This is a genomic window from Nitrospirota bacterium (assembly GCA_016212215.1).
Classification (GTDB): domain Bacteria; phylum Nitrospirota; class 9FT-COMBO-42-15; order HDB-SIOI813; family HDB-SIOI813; genus JACRGV01.
Genome location: JACRGV010000125.1, coordinates 55,860 through 75,367, shown reverse-complemented (window position 1 = coordinate 75,367; position 19,508 = coordinate 55,860). Strand labels below are relative to the sequence as shown.

23 protein-coding genes are annotated in these 19,508 nt (G+C 41.2%); 22 read left to right on the top strand and 1 reads right to left on the bottom strand.

Translation table 11 applies throughout. The annotated features are described in order from the left end of the window. Nucleotides 1-687 precede the first annotated feature (687 nt). The 13 genes from HZA08_11595 (at nt 688) to HZA08_11535 (ending at nt 11,128) form a co-directional block, all read left to right on the top strand. Entirely contained in the window at nt 688-951 is a 264-nt protein-coding gene (locus HZA08_11595; GenBank protein ID MBI5194066.1) for a DUF370 domain-containing protein, read from the top strand. A gap of 41 nt (nt 952-992) precedes the next feature. Beyond that, nucleotides 993-1,619 (top strand): guanylate kinase, encoded by a 627-nt coding sequence (gene gmk / locus HZA08_11590; protein ID MBI5194065.1) that lies wholly within the window; start codon nt 993-995, stop codon nt 1,617-1,619. Further along, complete coding sequence (gene rpoZ, locus HZA08_11585) at nt 1,619-1,978, top strand: DNA-directed RNA polymerase subunit omega (protein ID MBI5194064.1); 360 nt, start codon at nt 1,619-1,621, stop codon at nt 1,976-1,978. Before gmk ends, rpoZ begins: the two co-directional genes overlap by 1 nt. A gap of 14 nt (nt 1,979-1,992) precedes the next feature. Next, nucleotides 1,993-3,198: a bifunctional phosphopantothenoylcysteine decarboxylase/phosphopantothenate--cysteine ligase CoaBC gene (gene coaBC, locus HZA08_11580; GenBank protein ID MBI5194063.1), complete on the top strand. Its 1,206-nt coding sequence runs from the start codon at nt 1,993-1,995 to the stop codon at nt 3,196-3,198. 192 nt (nt 3,199-3,390) lie between these two features. After that, nucleotides 3,391-4,095 (top strand): tetratricopeptide repeat protein, encoded by a 705-nt coding sequence (locus HZA08_11575; GenBank protein MBI5194062.1) that lies wholly within the window; start codon nt 3,391-3,393, stop codon nt 4,093-4,095. A 2-nt stretch (nt 4,096-4,097) separates the two neighbouring features. Next, entirely contained in the window at nt 4,098-4,559 is a 462-nt protein-coding gene (gene aroQ / locus HZA08_11570) for a type II 3-dehydroquinate dehydratase (protein MBI5194061.1), read from the top strand. Between the two features lie 116 nt (nt 4,560-4,675). Continuing rightward, a complete protein-coding gene (efp, locus tag HZA08_11565; protein ID MBI5194060.1) occupies nt 4,676-5,218 on the top strand; it encodes an elongation factor P in 543 nt (180 codons plus the stop codon). Beyond that, nucleotides 5,215-5,727 carry an acetyl-CoA carboxylase biotin carboxyl carrier protein gene (gene accB / locus HZA08_11560; protein ID MBI5194059.1) on the top strand — a complete coding sequence of 171 codons (513 nt, stop codon included), beginning with the start codon at nt 5,215-5,217 and terminating at the stop codon, nt 5,725-5,727. Before efp ends, accB begins: the two co-directional genes overlap by 4 nt. A 1-nt stretch (nt 5,728) precedes the next feature. Continuing rightward, nucleotides 5,729-7,069, top strand: a complete 1,341-nt coding sequence (gene accC, locus HZA08_11555) for an acetyl-CoA carboxylase biotin carboxylase subunit (protein ID MBI5194058.1) — start codon at nt 5,729-5,731, stop codon at nt 7,067-7,069. A 144-nt stretch (nt 7,070-7,213) separates the two neighbouring features. Further along, nucleotides 7,214-7,849 carry a thiamine phosphate synthase gene (gene thiE / locus HZA08_11550; protein ID MBI5194057.1) on the top strand — a complete coding sequence of 212 codons (636 nt, stop codon included), beginning with the start codon at nt 7,214-7,216 and terminating at the stop codon, nt 7,847-7,849. A 43-nt stretch (nt 7,850-7,892) separates the two neighbouring features. Beyond that, entirely contained in the window at nt 7,893-8,738 is an 846-nt protein-coding gene (locus HZA08_11545) for a hypothetical protein (protein MBI5194056.1), read from the top strand. After that, on the top strand, nt 8,735-10,240 hold the full coding sequence (locus HZA08_11540; GenBank protein MBI5194055.1) for a hypothetical protein: 1,506 nt from the start codon (nt 8,735-8,737) through the stop codon (nt 10,238-10,240). The genes HZA08_11545 and HZA08_11540 overlap by 4 nt, the downstream gene beginning before the upstream one ends. After that, nucleotides 10,241-11,128, top strand: coding sequence for an ATP-grasp domain-containing protein (locus tag HZA08_11535; GenBank protein ID MBI5194054.1), 888 nt, complete (start codon nt 10,241-10,243; stop codon nt 11,126-11,128). It begins immediately after the preceding gene. A 252-nt stretch (nt 11,129-11,380) separates the two neighbouring features. Here the strand turns inward: HZA08_11535 and HZA08_11530 are convergent, their stop codons facing one another. Next, nucleotides 11,381-12,073: a hypothetical protein gene (locus HZA08_11530; protein ID MBI5194053.1), complete on the bottom strand. Its 693-nt coding sequence runs from the start codon at nt 12,071-12,073 to the stop codon at nt 11,381-11,383. Between the two features lie 277 nt (nt 12,074-12,350). Here HZA08_11530 and HZA08_11525 point away from each other — a divergent pair, with 277 nt between their 5' ends. The 9 genes from HZA08_11525 (at nt 12,351) to rnc (ending at nt 19,454) form a co-directional block, all read left to right on the top strand. Further along, nucleotides 12,351-12,872 (top strand): DUF177 domain-containing protein, encoded by a 522-nt coding sequence (locus HZA08_11525; protein ID MBI5194052.1) that lies wholly within the window; start codon nt 12,351-12,353, stop codon nt 12,870-12,872. Nucleotides 12,873-13,027: 155 nt separating this feature from the next. Then, complete coding sequence (gene rpmF / locus HZA08_11520; protein MBI5194051.1) at nt 13,028-13,210, top strand: 50S ribosomal protein L32; 183 nt, start codon at nt 13,028-13,030, stop codon at nt 13,208-13,210. Between the two features lie 13 nt (nt 13,211-13,223). Then, nucleotides 13,224-14,240: a phosphate acyltransferase PlsX gene (plsX, locus tag HZA08_11515; GenBank protein ID MBI5194050.1), complete on the top strand. Its 1,017-nt coding sequence runs from the start codon at nt 13,224-13,226 to the stop codon at nt 14,238-14,240. Nucleotides 14,241-14,256: 16 nt separating this feature from the next. Beyond that, nucleotides 14,257-15,234 (top strand): ketoacyl-ACP synthase III, encoded by a 978-nt coding sequence (locus HZA08_11510; GenBank protein MBI5194049.1) that lies wholly within the window; start codon nt 14,257-14,259, stop codon nt 15,232-15,234. Between the two features lie 200 nt (nt 15,235-15,434). Further along, nucleotides 15,435-16,382, top strand: coding sequence for an ACP S-malonyltransferase (gene fabD, locus HZA08_11505; protein ID MBI5194048.1), 948 nt, complete (start codon nt 15,435-15,437; stop codon nt 16,380-16,382). A 6-nt stretch (nt 16,383-16,388) separates the two neighbouring features. Further along, nucleotides 16,389-17,132 (top strand): 3-oxoacyl-[acyl-carrier-protein] reductase, encoded by a 744-nt coding sequence (gene fabG / locus HZA08_11500; GenBank protein ID MBI5194047.1) that lies wholly within the window; start codon nt 16,389-16,391, stop codon nt 17,130-17,132. A 119-nt stretch (nt 17,133-17,251) separates the two neighbouring features. Then, nucleotides 17,252-17,485 carry an acyl carrier protein gene (gene acpP, locus HZA08_11495; GenBank protein ID MBI5194046.1) on the top strand — a complete coding sequence of 78 codons (234 nt, stop codon included), beginning with the start codon at nt 17,252-17,254 and terminating at the stop codon, nt 17,483-17,485. Beyond that, nucleotides 17,485-18,729, top strand: coding sequence for a beta-ketoacyl-ACP synthase II (gene fabF / locus HZA08_11490; GenBank protein ID MBI5194045.1), 1,245 nt, complete (start codon nt 17,485-17,487; stop codon nt 18,727-18,729). Before acpP ends, fabF begins: the two co-directional genes overlap by 1 nt. Nucleotides 18,730-18,749: 20 nt before the next feature. Next, nucleotides 18,750-19,454, top strand: coding sequence for a ribonuclease III (gene rnc, locus HZA08_11485; protein MBI5194044.1), 705 nt, complete (start codon nt 18,750-18,752; stop codon nt 19,452-19,454). The last annotated feature ends 54 nt before the right edge of the window (nt 19,455-19,508 follow it).

Here is a 19,508-nt window from a genome sequence, read left to right as displayed (position 1 = left end):
TTAGGCGCTCAGATTTCGGTCAGGTTTGAGTGCGACCGATTGAGCAAACCCGAAGGCGTAGTTGAATCTACGCTGAGGGGTTGCGATTGAGGAGCACACAAAGATGGCTGGAAGATGAGATGCATAAATGTATAGGTTATTTTATGACAGACCCTAAGTGAGGTCTGATGTCAATGGGATTTATGGGATTTATTAGGGCTTATAAAGAGTGCCTGTTGTGTATGAGTTTTTTGATGAGTTGCAGGCAAAGCTGAGTCGTGGTTAATTTATGATGGAATCCGGCTCACTCTACCCACCCCCTTTTTCTAAAGTAGAGAATAATCTCCCCCTTTGAAAAAGGGGGATTAAGGGTCATTTTCATTGTCCTTTGTGAGCCAAGGATCATATCAGGCGATTAAATAAGATGCGACTATTGCTACTACACCTTGTCCGAGTATGATGCTTGTCCAGAATGCTATTGCCTTTGCGTTTTCCGTTTTCATTGTCTAATCCTCCTTATAATTATTGTTTTTGGGGTTCATCTGTCTTATGAGACTAATTATATGGATTGAAGATTAAAGAAGGATTAACCCGGATTCATACCTAAAAAAATGTTTTATAGAATTATTGTTGAGAAATATCGGTTAATTATTGTATACTAAGCACGCTATAAAATATAGGTAATGGGTAATAGGTAAAAACAGATTTGTGGAATATAAATTAATTAATATCGGATTCGGGAATATGGTGGTTGCATCAAGGGTTGTTAGTATTGTTTCGTCGGCGTCTGCACCCATGAAGCGGTTGAAGGAAGAGGCTAAGAAGGTCGGGCGGCTTATTGATGCATCTCAGGGGAGAAAGACGAGGACTGTAATTATTACTGACAGCGGTCATGTTATACTATCCGCAGTTCAGGCAGAAACAATTACTCAGAGGTTTACAGAAAGGGGTGATAAGGACCTTTTAAAATGACTACCACTGAGACAAATAAGATTGTTTATGACGGACAATGGGTGAAGAGGGGGCTTTTGTTTGTAGTATCGGCCCCATCCGGTGCAGGAAAAACTTCCTTATGCAAGGAGGTTGTAAAGTACATCCCTAATATTCAACATTCAATATCATATACAACGAGGTCTGCCAGACCAAAAGAGGCAGACGGACAGGATTATCATTTTGTTTCAGCAGATACTTTTAAGAGGATGATCGCTGAAAAGGATTTTATTGAGTGGGCCATTGTGCACGGCAATTATTACGGAACCTCTAAGAGTGATTTGAATGAGTCTTTAAACAATGGTGTTGATATAATCCTGGACATTGATTCACAGGGCGCTACACAGATTAAAAAGAGGTTTTCGAATGGTGTGTTTATCTATATCTTACCGCCTTCTTTTGAAGAGCTTAGACAGAGGCTTACCATCAGGAAAGGAGATTCTCCTGATGAAATCAGGCGGCGGCTTGATATGGCCAATGAAGAGGCAAAAGATTATAACATGTATGAATATTTAATAATTAATGACGACTTTGACCTTGCATTAGAGAGGCTTAAGGCCATTATTATTGCAGCAAGGATTAAGATTGAGCGGATTAATCCTGAATGGGTAGAGACTAACTTCTTAACAAAAAAGGGAGGATTAACATAATGGAGATTGTATCTCTTCCGGTAGTACTTGATAAAAGTCAGATAGACAGCAGGTTCAGGATGGTAATACTTGCCACTGAAAGGGCAAAGCAGATTATAAATGGTGCAAGGCCGACCATTCATAGCAGGTATCTTAAATCAACAACCACTGCACTTGAGGAGCTTGCACAGGCTCAGGTTAATTACGTTACAGGAAAAGAGGCAAGGAAGGCATTACAGGAGGCAGTTGCAAAAAAGATAGCAGTAGAGATGAAACATGCGGGTCAGCCAGGAGATGAGGATGAAGTAAAGAAGGAGATTGAAAAGGACCTTGGAGTCTACATACCTGAAGAAGGTATGGATGAGAGTTCCGACGAGTGACCCCGACACATAAATTGACGTTTTCCGGTAAAAAGATACTGCTCGGTATTACAGGCAGTATTGCAGCATACAAGGCAGTATATCTGCTGAGAAGGCTTGTTGAGAATGGATGTGATGTTAAGGTAGTGATGACCCGTGAGGCGCTTAATTTTATAACTCCTTTAACATTCGGGGTCTTATCAAAACATCATGTATATGTTGATATGTTTGACCCTCAATATGCAGAGGATATTCCCCACTTAAACCTCGGCAGGGAAGCAGATGCAATGGTTATTGCACCTGCAACTGCTAATATAATCGGGAAGATGGCTAACGGGGTTTGTGATGACCTGCTTAGTACCATATTGATTGGGCAAGTCGGAGTCAGGAGGAGTGGCCCAATCATTATAGCCCCTGCTATGGATTATGAGATGTATGAGAGTCCTGTTGTTCAAAAGAACATAAAACTTTTAAAAGAATTAATGGTTGATTTTGTTGGACCTGAGGCTGGTATGCTGGCATCAGGGGCATCAGGTCAGGGACGTATGAGTGAACCTGATGATATTCTTTCATTTATAGAGACGAGATTAAGCAAGTCAGAAGACCTGAAAGGGCAAGTAGTGCTTGTAACCGCAGGTCCGACAAGGGAGGCCATAGACCCTGTAAGATACATAAGCAATTCCTCATCCGGTAAGATGGGGTATGCAATTGCTGATTCAGCCGTAAGGCGCGGTGCAAGGGTGATATTAATCAGCGGCCCGACATTTTTAAACCCGCCTGCCGGAGTGGAATGTATAAATGTGGTAACTGCTGAGGAGATGTTAAATGCTGTTATGAATAAACTTGAAGAGGCAACTATAGTAGTGATGGCAGCGGCAGTTTCTGACTTCAGGTCAGCAGATATACCGGATAAGAAGATTAAAAAGAGTGAAAGTATTACTTTAAATCTGAAGAAGACTCAGGATATACTTGAGGCAATCTCAAAAAAACGTGATAAGCAATTCATAATCGGCTTTGCCGCTGAAACAGGGGACCTGATAAACAATGCAACTCAAAAGTTGAAATCAAAGTCTCTTGACATGATTGTTGCAAATGATGTAAGTCTTCCCGGTGCGGGATTTGATGTGGATACAAATATTGTGACTATTATAGATAAAAAAGGCGGGATTACTGAATATCCAAAGACCTCCAAGAGGATCATAGCTGAGAATATCTGGGGGCATTATTTAGGGAATAGGTAGTTAGGCTGAAGGTAGAAGTAAGAAGGTAGAAGTAAGAAGAAAAACAGTGAATAGTGAGTGGTGAATAGTGAAGAGTAAAGACATAAATCAAGAAGAAGAAATTCCCTCCCCTTGAAGGGGAGGGTGACCTCCAAATATTCCCTCCCCTTCAAGGGGAGGGTTAGGGTGGGGATGGGGTTTAGATAGCACTTTATGATAAAAGAAAATAACGCAAGGTCTTTTATCCCTATTGCAGAGGGATATTTAAAATCGGGAATGATAGACGAGGCTATAAGTGTATTAAAGGCAGGAATACAGGTTAATCCCAGATACCTTGGGGCAAGGGTATCGCTGGGAAAGGCTTATCTTGAGAAGGGGAAGATTGATGAGGCATTAAAGGAATTTGAATATGCCGTTAAGATTAGCCCTGATAACATATTTGCACACAGGAAACTGATTACCATTTATCGTGACATGGGCAGGATTGACGATGCAATAAAGAGTTGTGAGACACTGCTCGTATTTAATCCTAAAGACAAAGAGATTAATACTGTATTGATTGAGTTGCGGAAGGAAAGAACTCCTGCTCAAGATTTACCCCACCCTCACCTTAATCCTCTCCCTGAGGGAGAGGAAACTTCCATCCCCTTCTTAGGAGGGGATAGGGTGGAGGTAGGATTCTCAGAACCTGCCCCAATAACTGACGAATTCTCTACAGAAACAATGGGAGACCTTTTAATAGCACAGGGTGAAATTAATAAAGGTATTGATATTTATAAACGAATACTTGAAAGAGACCCTGATAATGAATCCATAAAGGAAAAGATTGAAAATAATCTTGCAAAAATAGAGATAAAACATCGTCAGATAAACCGCCTTGAAAAGTTTTTAGATAATGTGGAAAGAAACAAGAGGTAAGTATGGAGAAGATTCTCATTATCCATGGCCCTAACCTTAATATGCTCGGAAAAAGGGAGACCGGGATATATGGAAAAATGACATTAAGGGATATAAATGAGGCACTGAAATCCCTTGCAAAAGAACTTGGGGTTGAAGTTACTGTATTTCAATCCAACTCAGAGGGTGTGCTCATAGACAGGATACACGAGTCATCGGGCGTCTATGATGCTATAGTAATTAATCCTGCAGGTTACACACATACGAGTGTTGCATTGAGGGATGCTATTGCAGCAGTTGATATAACGACTGTAGAGGTTCATATATCAAATATTTATAAGAGGGAAGAATTCAGACACCACTCATTCATATCACCTGTTGCCGCAGGCCAGATTGCAGGATTCGGACTGAACAGTTATCTGCTGGGGTTGAGGGCAGCGGTGGATTTAGTTAGAAGCAAAGGCAGGTTGAAGGCTGAAGGCTGAAAGTAGAATCCTTTTTATAATTCCCTCCCCTTCAAGGGGAGGGTTAGGGTGGGGATGGGGTTATTTTACGACAAATCAACTAAAAGGAGGATAGGACTTTGATAGTGGTCGGCGATATGAGGGCGGGCAATAAGGTAGAGATAGAAGGTGAGCCTTATATAGTAGTTGAGGCACAGCATGTAAAACCGGGTAAGGGGGGGGCTTTCTGCAGGACTAAATTAAAGAGCCTGAGAACAGGCAGTATACTGGAACGTACATACAGGGTAAATGAAAAACTTGATTCACCGAATCTGGAGCAGAAAGAGGTTCAGTTTCTCTATGTTTCAGAAGCGCAGTACTATTTTATGGAGGTGAATACATTTGAACAGCTTTTTCTTCGTGAAGACCAGCTTGGGTCGAGTAAGAACTATATTAAAGAAAATATGATCCTGAATATACTATATTTTAATGGTAATCCCATTGGGATAGATTTACCTCTATCTGTAGAACTTGCTATTGCAAAGACTGACCCCGGTATTAGAGGCGATACTGCTACAGGAGGTACTAAACCTGCTGTGCTTGAGACAGGGGCAGTAGTAAAGGTTCCCTTATATTTGAATGAGGGGGACGTAGTAAAAGTGGACACGAGGACCGGTGAATTTATTGAAAGGGTGAAATGAAAGATACAGGAGACAGCAAGCCTTTAAAATCCGTTAAGAAACCCTGGGTTGATATTACTGAATTAAGGTCCCTTATTGATCTGGTAAAAGACACTGAGGTATCTGAACTTGAGGTAGAGAAGGATGGGGTTAGGGTAAAGATCAAGAAATCCGTACCATCGGCATCTTATGGATTAAAAAAGCTTCAGGAGACAGTTTCAGTCACAATGCCATCCGGTTTTGCTAATCATGGGACATCGGTACATACGGCTGATTTGTCTGATGATAAATATCATGCTGTTACATCTCCAATTGTCGGGACATTTTACCGTTCACCTTCCCCTGATTCTGAATTTTATGTTAATGTGGGTGATACTGTAAAAAAAGGCCAGATACTCTGTATTGTTGAGGCAATGAAGCTGATGAATGAGATTGAATCAGAGGTTGACGGAAAGATTGCAGAGATATTAGCCGAAGATTCTCAACCGGTTGAATACGGTGAGGTATTGTTTAAGATCGAGCCGGTGTAATATGTTCCATAAAATTCTAATAGCCAACAGGGGCGAGATAGCCCTTCGCATAATACGGGCATGTAAAGAACTCGGTATTAAGACGGTGGCAATATATTCAAAGGCAGATGAATCATCTCTTCATGTAAGATTTGCCGATGAAAGGGTTTGCGTAGGCCCTCCGGACAGTGCCCAGAGTTACAGAAATATTCCTAATATATTAAGTGCCGCTGAGATAACCAATGCAGAGGCCATTCACCCTGGTTATGGTTTTCTTGCTGAAAATGCCCACTTTGCAGAGGCATGTGGGGCTGCAGGGATTGTTTTCATAGGTCCAACGCCGGAGAATATTGCCCTTATGGGTGATAAGGCAAAGGCAAAAGAGACTATGATAAAGTGCGGTATCCCGCTGATGCCGGGAAGCAGGGGAGTAGTAGCATCTGAAAAAGAGGCACTTGAAGTTGTAAAAGAGATAGGGTTCCCGGTAATAATAAAGGCCTGTGCAGGAGGCGGTGGAAGGGGGATGAGAGTAGTTCACAAGGAACAGGAACTTGTAAATACATTCCTTATGGCTCAGGCTGAGGCAAAGTCATGTTTTGGAAGCGAAGAGGTCTATATTGAAAAATTCTTCAGCGACCCCAAACACATTGAAGTACAAATACTGGCAGATAAGACAGGTAATATTCTCTATCTCGGTGAGAGAGACTGCTCAGTACAAAGAAGACATCAGAAGTTGATTGAGGAAACCCCATCACCGATTGTTGATGATAAGATGAGAAAGAAGATGGGGGAGGCGGCGGTTAAGGCGGCCAGATATGTAGGATACATTAGTGCCGGTACAATAGAGTTCCTTGTAGATGAAGAACATAATTTTTATTTTATGGAGATGAACACCCGTATCCAGGTTGAACATCCTATAACTGAGATGGTAACAGGCATAGACATCCTAAAAGAACAGATCAGGATTGCTGCCGGACAAACACTTCAATTCAATCAAAAAGATATTAAGATGACAGGGCATAGTATTGAATGTAGGATCAATGCAGAAGATTCAGAAAAATTCGTCCCATCACCGGGACGTATCACAGCCTACTGTGCACCGGGAGGCCCGGGTGTCAGGGTAGATTCTTTTGCTTATGCAGGTTACACTGTAACCCCTTATTATGATTCAGTCATAGCAAAGCTTATCGTTCACGGTAGAGATAGGGAAGAGGCTATCGCAAAGATGTGTATGGCCCTCGATGAATACGTGATAGAAGGCATTAAGACCACCATCCCATTCCACCAGAGAGTTCTGAAAAGTCCCGAATTCCTCGAAGGAAAATATTCCACTAATCTGATTGAGAAGATATTTAATAAATAAAGGATGAACTGTCATGAGCGGGGCGCTCACAAAGGGCAATGAAAACCCCACCCTCACCCTAACCCTCTCCCTGAGGGAGAGGGGGCTACGTTGATTCCCTCCCCTTCAAGGGGAGGGGTAGGGTGGGGATGGGGTTTTATACTTATGAATAAACAAATCCAAGGTTTATATCTGATAATCGATCAACAGCATACAAACAAGGATATTGTTTCTGTTGCAAAAGATGCAGTGAATGCTGGTGTTGACATTATCCAGTACAGGGAAAAGGTTTTATCAAAGAAAGCTACACTCACCATTGCAGAAGAGCTGAGAAGAATCACAGCAGATGCTGGTGTAATATTCATTATTAACGATGACCCTGCTATTGCCTTTGCCGTAGATGCTGACGGAGTTCACCTCGGGCAGGAAGATATGCCGGTTAATATTGCAAGGAAGATTCTTGGGAAAGAAAAGATAATAGGAATCTCAACGCACAATGTTCAAGAGGTCGTAAGTGCAAAAGAGCTGAATCCCGATTACATCGCCTTTGGCCCGATATTTCAATCTCCTACAAAAATGGTAACATCTCCTCACGGTATTGACGGACTGAAACAAATAAGGGCATCTATTGCCGTTCCTTTAATTGCCATCGGCGGGATAAATCTTGATAATGTTTCAAGTGTAATCAATGCTGGTGCTGATGGTGTTGCCATCATCTCAGCAGTACTTTCCGCTGCTGAGATTAAGGAGGCGGTTATGGAATTTAAAAACCTGATATATCAAACAATAAAAAAACAATAAAAAAATATTGACTTTTGCATTATTTGGGAATAAAATCCCAAATATGTCGTCTAATGAATCTAATAGCATTAAAGACACCCTCCTGTCATCCATATTAAAAATCCTTCGTCCATTAATGCGTATTCTGCTTAGAAATGGTATTCCTTACGGAACTTTTGCTGATATTGCAAAACGTGTTTATGTAAGTGTTGCAATGGAGGAGTGCGGACTCCCTAACAGGAAGCAGTCAATTTCACGGGTGTCTGTTATCACAGGTTTAACGCGTAAGGAGATAAGCCGCATAAAAGACCTCCCTGAATTAGGCTCCGGTATTACCACTGAACGATATAACCGTGCGGCCCGCGTAATCAGCGGCTGGGTTCGTGACAGACGTTTTCAGGATAGTACAGGTAAACCGGCGGAACTTCATGTAGAGGGCGATGGTGCAACATTCAGTGAGCTTGTAAAGTTATTCAGCGGCGATGTGCCGGTACGTGCTATCCTTGATGAGCTTATAAGAGTCGGTTCAGTCGAGAGGACAGAGGATGGAAAGATTCACCTCATTACCCATGCCTATGTGCCACACACAGGAGAAATGGATAAGCTTGCTATACTCGGTACAGATGTTAATGACCTCATAAGTACAATTGACCATAATCTAAGTTGTGAACCGGGAAACAGCTTTTTCCAGAGGAAGGTGTCTTATGACAACCTCCCTGATGAGGTACTTCCTGAGTTACTCAATCTGTCTGCCAAAAGAGGCCAGGCCCTTCTGGAGGATTTTGATAAGTGGTTATCCCAGTATGACAGGGATATAAACCCTGCTGTAAACGGTACTGGGAAAAAGCGTGCAGGCATCGGCATCTATTATTTTGAAGAAGACTTAACAGAAATAGGAGAAGAACAGTGAAAATGTTCCCTACACTGAAGTATCTATTTTTTATAGCATTACTGCTTACCTCTTTTTCCTGCGGTCAGTATGCTGGAAATAATGATTATGCCGGTGGAGGGATTGGCGGCACTGGGATTACCGGTGTGAGTGTGGGAAAGATTACAGCAATTGATCTTACTACATCAAGTATATCCGTAAATGGAGTCGCATTTAGCCTGAACGGAACCGGTATAACAGTGAACGGGACACCGGCTGAAAAAACCAATCTTAAAGTTGGGATGATAGTCAAGGTTGATGGAGAATTTGATGCAACCGGTTCAACAGGAAAGGCTCTTACTATAGATTTTGAGAATAACCTTGAGGGGCCTGTGGATACCGGAAGTATTGATGCTTCATCAAAAACTTTTAAAGTTTTAGGGAAAACTATTTTTGTTGATACTACAACTGTGTTCGAGGGAACCGCTTCCTTTGATTCCCTGAAAGAAGGCAATGTTGTAGAGGTAAGCGGATTTGAAGCTGTTGACGGTTCTATTCATGCAACCTATATCGAACTGAAGGAAGAGACATTCCACCAGGGCATTACACAGGTTGAATTGAAAGGGACTATCAGTAATGTTAATACTGACTTACATACCTTTGTATTGAACAATATTACCATTACTTATGATGGAACAAAGGTCAATGAAAATGTTCTGACAAATGGCGTCAACATTGAGGTTAAGGGTATCATTAGTCCGGATAATATCAATACACTTGTTGCCGATAAAATTGAATTACATAATTTTACCCCATCAGTTAAAGAGGGTGAAAAGGTTGAGATTGAAGGATATATAACAGAATTAACTCCCTCCACTGATACAACTATTGATTTTAAAGTTAATAATCAACACGTGCATGTTGATACTTCTAAAACAACATTTGAACATGGAACAATATCAGATATTCAAATTAATACTAAGGTAGAAGTTAAAGGTACTATTGAGTCCGGTATCCTCAATACAACAAAGGTTTCCATTGAAACTGAGGAACATAAGGAAACTGATAAAAAGCATGTTGAGGTAAGCAATACAAGTAATAATGCTGGAACACCTAACCCTCCTACTAATACAAACAATACGAAAATTAATAATGATGATACAAGTAATGATACAAATGTAGATGTAAACCCTGATAACAATGATTCCCAAACAAACGATTCGACAATAAACAATTCAAATAATGTGAATAATAATACCGATGTTGCAAATCAAAATAATTCAGGAGATAACCATGAAGATGTAAACACTGCTGACGATAACACTATAACAATTGGTAATACAAATGACACATCAAACTCAGAAAATCATGTGAATACAACTGAAGTTAATAACAATACAATTACTGATGATAATAATAACACTGCCATTAATTCTGATAAGATTGATGGCGAACAGACAAACACTAAAAATGAAGAAGGGGAAAATAAAGATAATGAAAATAATGACAAAGAGGATAAGCAGGATAAAAAGGAGGAAAAATAGATGAAGATGGAAGAGATACCTGTATTAATCACTGGAGTCGGGGGGCAGGCCGGGCAGAGTACGTTTAATTACTTTAGTAACAAAGGGTTCCCGTTAATAGGGACTGATGTAAGAGATGTTGAGACAGATGCAGACTCTTTTTATAAAATACCACCTGCTGATGATCGTTCTTTTCCAACAGCAATAATAGATATTATCAGGAAGGAAAGACCTTTTTTATTCGTGCCTACTGTTACAGAAGAACTTCACATTATCTCAAGATTGAAAAAGGTTATTGAGGCGTATGGATGTGTTGTATTCATTTCTCCTCCTGATGCAATAGATATAGCAAATGACAAACTAAAGACCGCTGTTATAATGGCAGGTAACGGCATGTCTGTCCCTGTATCATTTGATGAAACAACGCCAAAAGAGGTTATTGTTAAGACTCTTAATTTCCCGATTATCTCAAAACCACGCACAGGGATGGGCAGCAGGGGAGTTACTCTTTACTGGAATCCGGAGGAGCTTTTCAAAGAAACAAGGAAAGATCTGATTTATCAGGAATTCATTGCAGGAGAAGAATTCGATATCAATATGTTTATCAATAAAGATGGTGAGATAATCGCTAATACAGTGCTTAAAAAGACTGCTTTAAGGGAGGGACTTATCGGGAATGCCATTGAAGTTGAAAGTGTGAAAAGGGCAGACATAGAACAATTCGGCATAAGGGCTGCAAAAACATTAAAATTAACAGGTCCCATCAATATGGATATACGTATGAAAGAGGACGGCACGCCAGTCCTTCTTGAGATAAATGCAAGGATCGGCAGAAATGTACATGCGGCCCCGGATGTGTTAGACAGCCTGCTTATTGAGGCAACTTCAGTTGAGCTGTCTTTGGTCTGATTTCACTCGAAGATCACCTCCGGCGGGGTTGGAAAACCCCGCCTATCCATTTCTACTAGGATAGGCGGGACATTCTTGTCCCGCTGATTTTCATAGCCCTTTGTGACCCCTCCACCCTAAAAAGCAGTGGATAGTGATTAGTGTTTAGTGATTAGAAAAAACTACTCCTTACCAACCTTCAACAATCAACTTTAAACTTTCAACCTTCTTCCTTCTTGCTTCTGACTATTCACTAATCACTAACCACTGTCTTTACGGTGCTACCAGCTTTTCCAATGCCTGATAATTGATAGCATTTCCATACGCAAGAACATCGGTATCAGCAGCCCCATCATTACCACGCAGTATAACCAGTATCTTGTTTGCCACAACAAGACTTAATTCAGCACCGCCATCGTCTCCCTGTTTTTTTAGAATCCCCCTGTAACCTTTTACCTTTGTTACCTTCCCCCCTTGACTCCCTGCAAGTGCAGGATTGGCAAACAGCGGGAGCATCCCCTGAAGCAGTGGAGAATCAGTAACAATCTCCAGCCTGATTTCAGTTACTTCACCACCTTCTTCACCTTCATCCCCCTCCATACCATAAACCGGAATCTTTTTTTCAGATTGTTTAGCGGATGATTTGTAATAACGTATTGAGGCAGTAACCCCTCCGCCGAGCATCATTGCACCGGAGGCTCCCACTTCAGGCTTATCAGCCTTCCATCCCTGAAGAGGTGCTGGAAATATATCTTTGAGATTCTCTGCCTGTTTTTCCCTGATCTGCTGAACTGCAAACTCAAGCTCAGATGCAGCCTGTGAATATTTCCCTTCCTTATAGAGTTTCAATGCCTCGTCCACCTGGTCACTCACCTCATCAGCAAGGACTGTACTGACCTGAAGAAAACTCATGAACCCTATTAACAACACACTGATAACTCTTTTACGAATTTTCCAATTCTGCATAATAGCTCCTTTCATAAAAACCTTATAAATTAAAAATAAAATCTCAAAAATTAAAAAATAAACTAATATCTGCAACCATGAGGTTTTAATTTTGAATTATTATCTGTCATTTTGACTTTTTCATTTTGATATTTGATTTTCAATGTGACCACACAATAGCAAGTCTCTCAGATAGAGTCAAGATTATTCAAAATTGAATTTTCCCTAAAATTGACAAATCATTCTTAATTTCTGTATAATCTCTTTTCCATTAGGCAGAGCAGTTTATTTGGAAATAATGAAGGTACTGATAAATAAAATCCCTGATGAGGGGATAGAGATTCACAGTTCGGAGAATGCGGAGACTCTGAATATCCTGCCTTCTGATATGGAATTGAAAGATCATGTACTTATTGATGCTAAGATAACAACTGAAGGACCTGTTTTATTTGTAGACGGGTCACTCAAGACAGCCATAAATCTTACATGCAGCAGGTGTGGAGTAGACTTCTTATATGATGTTGATGTTTTTTTCCACTGTCACGAAGAGCCTTTAAGTCAGGCGAGTAAGGATGAAAGTATATTTTTACTGAAGAAGGATATGGACATTGACCATTACGGGGGCAATGAAATAGAAATTAACGATATATTTAGGGAGCAGTTATTTCTTGCAGTTCCGATGCACCCGTTATGCAGGGAGGATTGCCGCGGGCTTTGCCGTGTCTGCGGGATAAACCTGAATACAAAAACATGTGACTGCCATGCGGAAGATTTAGCTAATCCATTTAATGTAATAAAGGGATTATTTAAGGAACAATAAATAACAGATACAGAGCGTTAGAACACAGGAGACCAAGGCGCGACGAAGGCGAGGAGTGAGGCGTATTTAACATACGCTGCAACGACGAGACGAGGAACAACGCAGGTATGCGAAGTTATAACGCTATGTATAAAAAGAAAAAGGAGATTTAAGTCATGCCTAATCCAAAACATAAATTATCAAAATCCCGTCGTGATAAGAGAAGGACTCATAAGAAACTTTCCAAACCAGGTTATGTACTGTGCCCTGAATGTCATGAGCCGAAACTACCCCATAATGTGTGTCTCAATTGCGGCACTTATAAAGGCCGTGAAATAATTGCAGTTGTTGAAGAATAACTAATAACCGGTTATGAAGATTGCTTTAGATGCCATGGGGGGGGATAGTTCCCCGTCCGCAGAAGTTGAAGGGGCAATCTTAGCAGCAAGAGCATTCAATACTGAGATAGTCCTTGTTGGTGATGAGAAACTCATCAGGGCTGAGCTTGAAAAGCATAAAACTGCTAATCTTCCCCTTTCAATACACCATGCATCCCAGCGGATTGAGATGCACGAAAGTCCTGCGTCCGCTCTTAGACGAAAGAAAGATTCCTCTATAGTAGTAGCCACAAACCTAGTAAAAGAAGGCAAAGTCTCGGCAGTTGTAAGTGCCGGAAACACCGGTGCTACTATGGCAGCTGGCTTCTTTATATTAGGACCTGTAAAGGGTGTGGAACGTCCTGCAATTGCTACAATCCTGCCGACCCTTGATGGTATTGCCATTATGCTTGATGTAGGTGCTAATGTTGATTGCAAACCAAGACATTTATATCAGTTTGCAATAATGGGGCATGTATATGCAACAAGGGTGCTTCAAAGGGAGAAACCGAGGATAGGGCTTTTAAGCATTGGAGAGGAAGATACAAAAGGGAATATCCTCACAAAAGAGACCTTTAGACACCTTAAAGATAGTCCGCTCAATTTTATCGGAAATGTTGAAGGAAGGGATGTCTATTCCGGGAGTGCAGATGTGGTTGTATGTGACGGTTTCATAGGTAATGTTGCCCTAAAGATCAGCGAAGGTGTTGCTGAGACAATAAATAAGTTATTAAGAAGGGAAATTGAGAAATCAATATTTGGAAAAATCGGGTATCTCTTTTTAAAGCCTGCCTTTAAATCATTCAAGAAAAAGGTTGATTATGCAGAATACGGCGGCGCCCCATTGCTTGGGGTCAACGGCGGCTGCATAATTTGTCATGGCCGTTCTACCCCAAAGGCAATAAAAAATGCTATAACAATGGCGATAGATTTTACAAGAATGCAGACAATAGATTACCTGCAGGAAGATTTAAATAAATTTATGAATTTCTATGGTGAGGATTTGAATTAAAATGAATGTTCGTACAATTAGGACGAGAATTATCGGTACCGGGTCATATCTACCGGAAAAGGTTCTGACAAATTATGATCTGGAAAAGATGGTTGATACATCCAATGAATGGATTATGGGCAGGACAGGTATCTCTGAAAGGAGGATTGCATCAGAAAATGAGGCCGTATCCGACCTTGCTTATAATGCATCAAGGTGTGCCCTGAAAAATGCAGGAATCAAGCCTGAAGACCTGGATTTCATAATTGTTGCAACAGTTACGCCTGATATGTTATTTCCATCAACCGCATGCCTTGTCCAGCAGAAACTCGGCATAGACGGGATATTTGCTTTTGACCTGTCAGCCGCATGTTCAGGATTTGTTTATGCCATGTCAGTTGCAGACAATTTTATAAAATCCGGCATGTATCGCACAGGGCTTGTTATAGGGGCTGAGGTAATGTCTCGACTGGTGGACTGGACCGACAGAGGCACCTGTGTATTGTTCGGGGATGGCGGTGGAGCCGCAGTATTACAGGCAGATTCCGGTGAACATGGGATAATCTCAACACATCTGAGATCAGACGGTAAATTATGGGATATGCTTTATGTACCTGGGGGTGGGACAAGAATACCTCCCGGTGAGAATATGTTGAAAGACAGGCAGCAATTTATTAAGATGAGGGGAAATGAACTGTTTAAGGTAGCTGTAAATACCATGACAGAGGCGGCCAGAGAGGTGTTGAAATATAACGGACTTACATCGGATGATATTAAGCTCTTTATTCCTCATCAGGCCAACCTCAGGATAATCCAGGCTGTCGGTAAGAAATTAGATATACCTATGTCGAAGTTCATGGTAAATCTGGAGAAATACGGTAACACATCTGCAGCCTCCATCCCTATAGCATTACACGATGCCGTTACTGAGGGACGGATATTGGAAGGTGATTATGTAGTTCTGGATGCCTTCGGCGGGGGATTAACATGGGGGGCTAGTCTTATAAAATGGTGAGAAGATAGGCATAGGCTGATGTAAGAAGCAAGAAGGTAGAAGGTTGATAGTTGAAGGTAGAAGGTTGATGCAAGAAGCAAGAAGGGTGAAGGTTTAAGGTTGAATGAAGATTCAAGAAGTAAGAAGTGTTGGTGATATGTAACGGGGATTAATAATCACTGTTCACTATTCACTATTCACTGTCTTTAAGGGGGAAAGAGATGAGAAAGATTGCTTTTGTTTTTCCGGGGCAGGGGTCTCAGTATGTTGGAATGGGGAAGTCTTTGTATGATAACTTTAAAGAATCGAGAGATGTTTTTGATTCTGCTGAAGAGGTTTTGAAGTGGGATATTAAGGGTCTGTGCTTTGAAAATAAAGATGATAAAATCAATTTGACAGAATATACTCAACCTGCTATTTTAGTCACCAGTTTTGCGGCGTGGAAGGTGCTTGAGGCAGAGGGAATTTCCCCTGAGATCGTTGCAGGACATAGCCTTGGTGAATATTCGGCATTGTTATCCGCAGGCGGTGCAGATTTGATAAATTTATTGCCTGCAGTTCAAAAACGCGGCGAATACATGCAGGATGCGGTTCCAAAAGGTAAAGGGATGATGGCGGCAATCCTCGGGCTTACAGTAGATGTTGTAACAGATGTCTGTAAAAACGCCGCAGTGAATGGAATTGTTACTCCTGCAAATATTAATTCTTTTGACCAGATAGTTATTGCAGGAGAAACAGAAGCTGTCATAAAGGCTATGGAACTTGCAAAAGAAAACGGGGCAAAAAAAATCGTTCCATTGAGTGTCAGTGTTCCATCGCACACTGAGTTAATGAAGGTTTCTTCGGAGAGATACTCAAAGGTTCTGGATGGTGTAAGTTTTTTTGATTTAAAGATACCGTTAATTACTAACGTGGATGCTAAAGTTATCACTCTTTTTACGGACATAAAGGACTCATTAATCCGGCAACTGACCAATCCGGTCAGGTGGTGTGAATCAATGAGTACGTTAATTAATATGGGATATAACACTTATGTAGAAGTTGGGCCGGGCCGGGTGTTGTCAGGGCTGATAAGGAAGATTGCCCGTGATATGGGTGCACAAGTAGACATTATGAATGTAGAAGATGCAGACAGTTTAAGAAAAACTGTGGAAGCTATTAGGGCTTAAATATATATGCTGTTGAATGGTAAAGTTGCATTTGTTACAGGGGCAAGCCGGGGAATAGGAAAGGCTATTGCTTTAACATTGGCAGGTGCCGGGGCAGATGTTGCCGGTGTTGACGTTAACATTGATGAATTAAAAACATCCATGGATGAACTGGCAAAGGCTACCGGCAAAAGGGCTTTTTCTCTTCATGCAGACGTGGGTGATTATGGTAGTGTTGAAACAGCAGTGAATGATGCGGTTAAGGCATTGGGAAGGGTTGATATACTTGTGAACAATGCAGGGATAACAAAAGATAATCTTCTGATGCGCATGAATAATGATGAATGGGACAGGGTGATCAGGATAAACCTGACCGGTACATTTAATTGTACAAAGGCAGTAATACGGGGGATGGTAAAAAACCGGAGCGGCAGGATTATCAGCATTGCCTCTATAGTTGCTGAAATGGGGAACCCGGGACAGGCAAACTATGCTGCATCAAAGGCAGGGATAATAGGATTCACAAAAACAATAGCCAGGGAATATGCAAACAGGGGCATAACTGCCAATGCGATTGCACCTGGGTTTATAGAAACAGATATGACAAGGGCATTATCAGAAGATGTAAGGAAAGGCTTGATTGCCCAGATTCCCATGAGCAGGCTGGGGACGCCTGAGGATGTAGCAAATGCTGTAAAATTCTTAGCCTCAGATGATGCATCTTATATTACAGGGCAGGTTATACATATAAACGGCGGGATGTATATGTAGGAAAATCAAAAATAAAATATCAAATATCAAAAATACTGAAACAGTTATTTTAAAATTTTGGATTGAATTTTTGATTTTTAATCTTTAATTTCTAATTTATAAAGGAGGTGAGTAGATTAATGCAATCAGTTGAAGAAAAGGTGAAGAAGATTGTCGCAGAGCAATTAGGGGTTGATGATGAGGAGGTAACACCGGAGGCTTCATTTGTAGAAGACCTGGGTGCAGACTCACTCGATACGGTTGAACTGGTTATGGCATTTGAAGAAGAGTTCGGTATTGAGATACCTGATGATGATGCTGAAAAGATTATAACCGTTCAGAACTCCGTGGATTATATTAAGGAAAGGATGTAATGTTGAAAAGGCGAGTAGTCATTACAGGACTGGGCATGGTAACCCCATTGGGCACAGGTGTTGAAAAGAGCTGGACAGCCTTATGTGATGGTATATCCGGCATTGGAAAGATAACAAGATTTGATGCGGGCGGACTGCCGTCACAGATTGCCGCTGAGGTTAATGATTTCGACCCTGCTGTCTTTATTGATAAGAAAGAGATCAAGAAGATGGATAAATTCATCCAGTATGGGGTCGCAGCAGCAAGAATGGCGATGGATGATTCAGGTCTTCAGATTAACGGCTCTATAGCTGAAAGGGCAGGTGTGTATGTCGGGTCAGGTATGGGGGGACTTCCTGCAATCGAATCAAATCACATCAAGTTTCTCGAAGGCGGCATAAAGAAGCTTACACCTTTCTTTATCCCAATGGTTATTATCAACCTTGTGTCCGGTCATATCGCAATGATGTTAGGGGCAAAAGGCCCCAACTCATCTGTAGTTACAGCCTGTGCAACAGGCACACATGCAATAGGTGATGCATTTAAGATTATTCAGCGGGGAGATGCTGATATAATGGTTGCAGGTGGTACTGAATCTACTATCAGCCCTCTTGGAATCGGCGGCTTCTGTGCCATGCGGGCACTTTCCACCAGGAATGATGAACCTCAAAAGGCAAGCCGCCCTTTTGACTCTATGAGGGATGGATTTGTAATGGGTGAGGGTGCAGGCGTAGTAGTTCTTGAAGAGCTTTCTTTTGCTGAAAAAAGGGGTGCCAGGATTTATGCAGAAGTTATCGGTTATGGAATGACAGGCGATGCCTACCACATGACTACCCCGGCGCCGGAGGGTGAGGGTGCTGCAAGATGTATGAAGGTGGCATTAAACGATGCCGGATTAAACGGAGAAGAGATAAGTTATATTAATGCACACGGCACATCCACAAAATTCAATGATGAAAATGAGACATCAGCAATTAAGACTGTTTTTGGAAAAAGGGCTTACGAAATTCCTGTAAGTTCAACAAAGTCCATGACAGGTCATCTGTTAGGCGCTGCAGGCGGTATTGAGGCAGTATTTTCTGTGTTAACCATAGACAAGAGTATAATCCCTCCTACAATTAACTACGAATTCCCGGATCCGGAATGTGATCTGGATTATGTCCCGAATAAGGCAAGGCCCCAAAAGGTTGATGTTGCTTTGTCAAACTCCTTTGGGTTCGGCGGGACTAATGCAAGCCTGATTTTCAGAAAATATCACGGATAATAAATTACTGGGTAAATAAATTGAAATTAGATGCGCTGCTGGACAGTTTTCAAAAAAGGATTTCATATACCTTTAAGAATCCGGACATTCTTCAGGAGTCTCTGACACATAAATCTTATGTGAATGAGAATCCTGATGAAAACCTGAAAGATAATGAAAGACTTGAATTTCTTGGTGATTCTGTATTATCCCTTTCTATAAGCACTTTCCTTATAAACAATTATCCCCATCTATCTGAAGGAGAGCTTTCGAGATTTAAATCTATTATTGTTAGTGAGCCTGCGCTTTCAAATATAGCCTCATCACTTGATATTGGACAGTATCTGCTTCTCGGCAGGGGTGAGGAACATACAGGCGGCCGTAAAAAGGAATCTTTGCTTGCAAATGCATTAGAGGCTATCATTGCTGCAATCTATCTCGATGGTAGCTATTACCCTGCAGATAAATTCATAAAGAATAACTTTTCAGAAGAATTATCAACTATCGTCAGGGAAGGTATTAGTGTAGATTATAAGACTGACCTGCAGGAATACTGTCAGGGTAAGGCTCTTCCGTTACCTGTTTACAAGGTACTGAAAGAGAGCGGGCCGGATCATAAAAAGATATTCGAGATAGAGTTGATTATAGATGGTGAAGTTTATGGGAGAGGCAGCGGTAAGAATAAGAAAGAGGCGGAACAAAGGGCCGCGAAAGAGGCATTATATTTCTTGACAAATAAAATGTAATTATGCTAATTTAACCCAAAAATTCCAAAAATTCGAGGATTAACCACAGGTTCA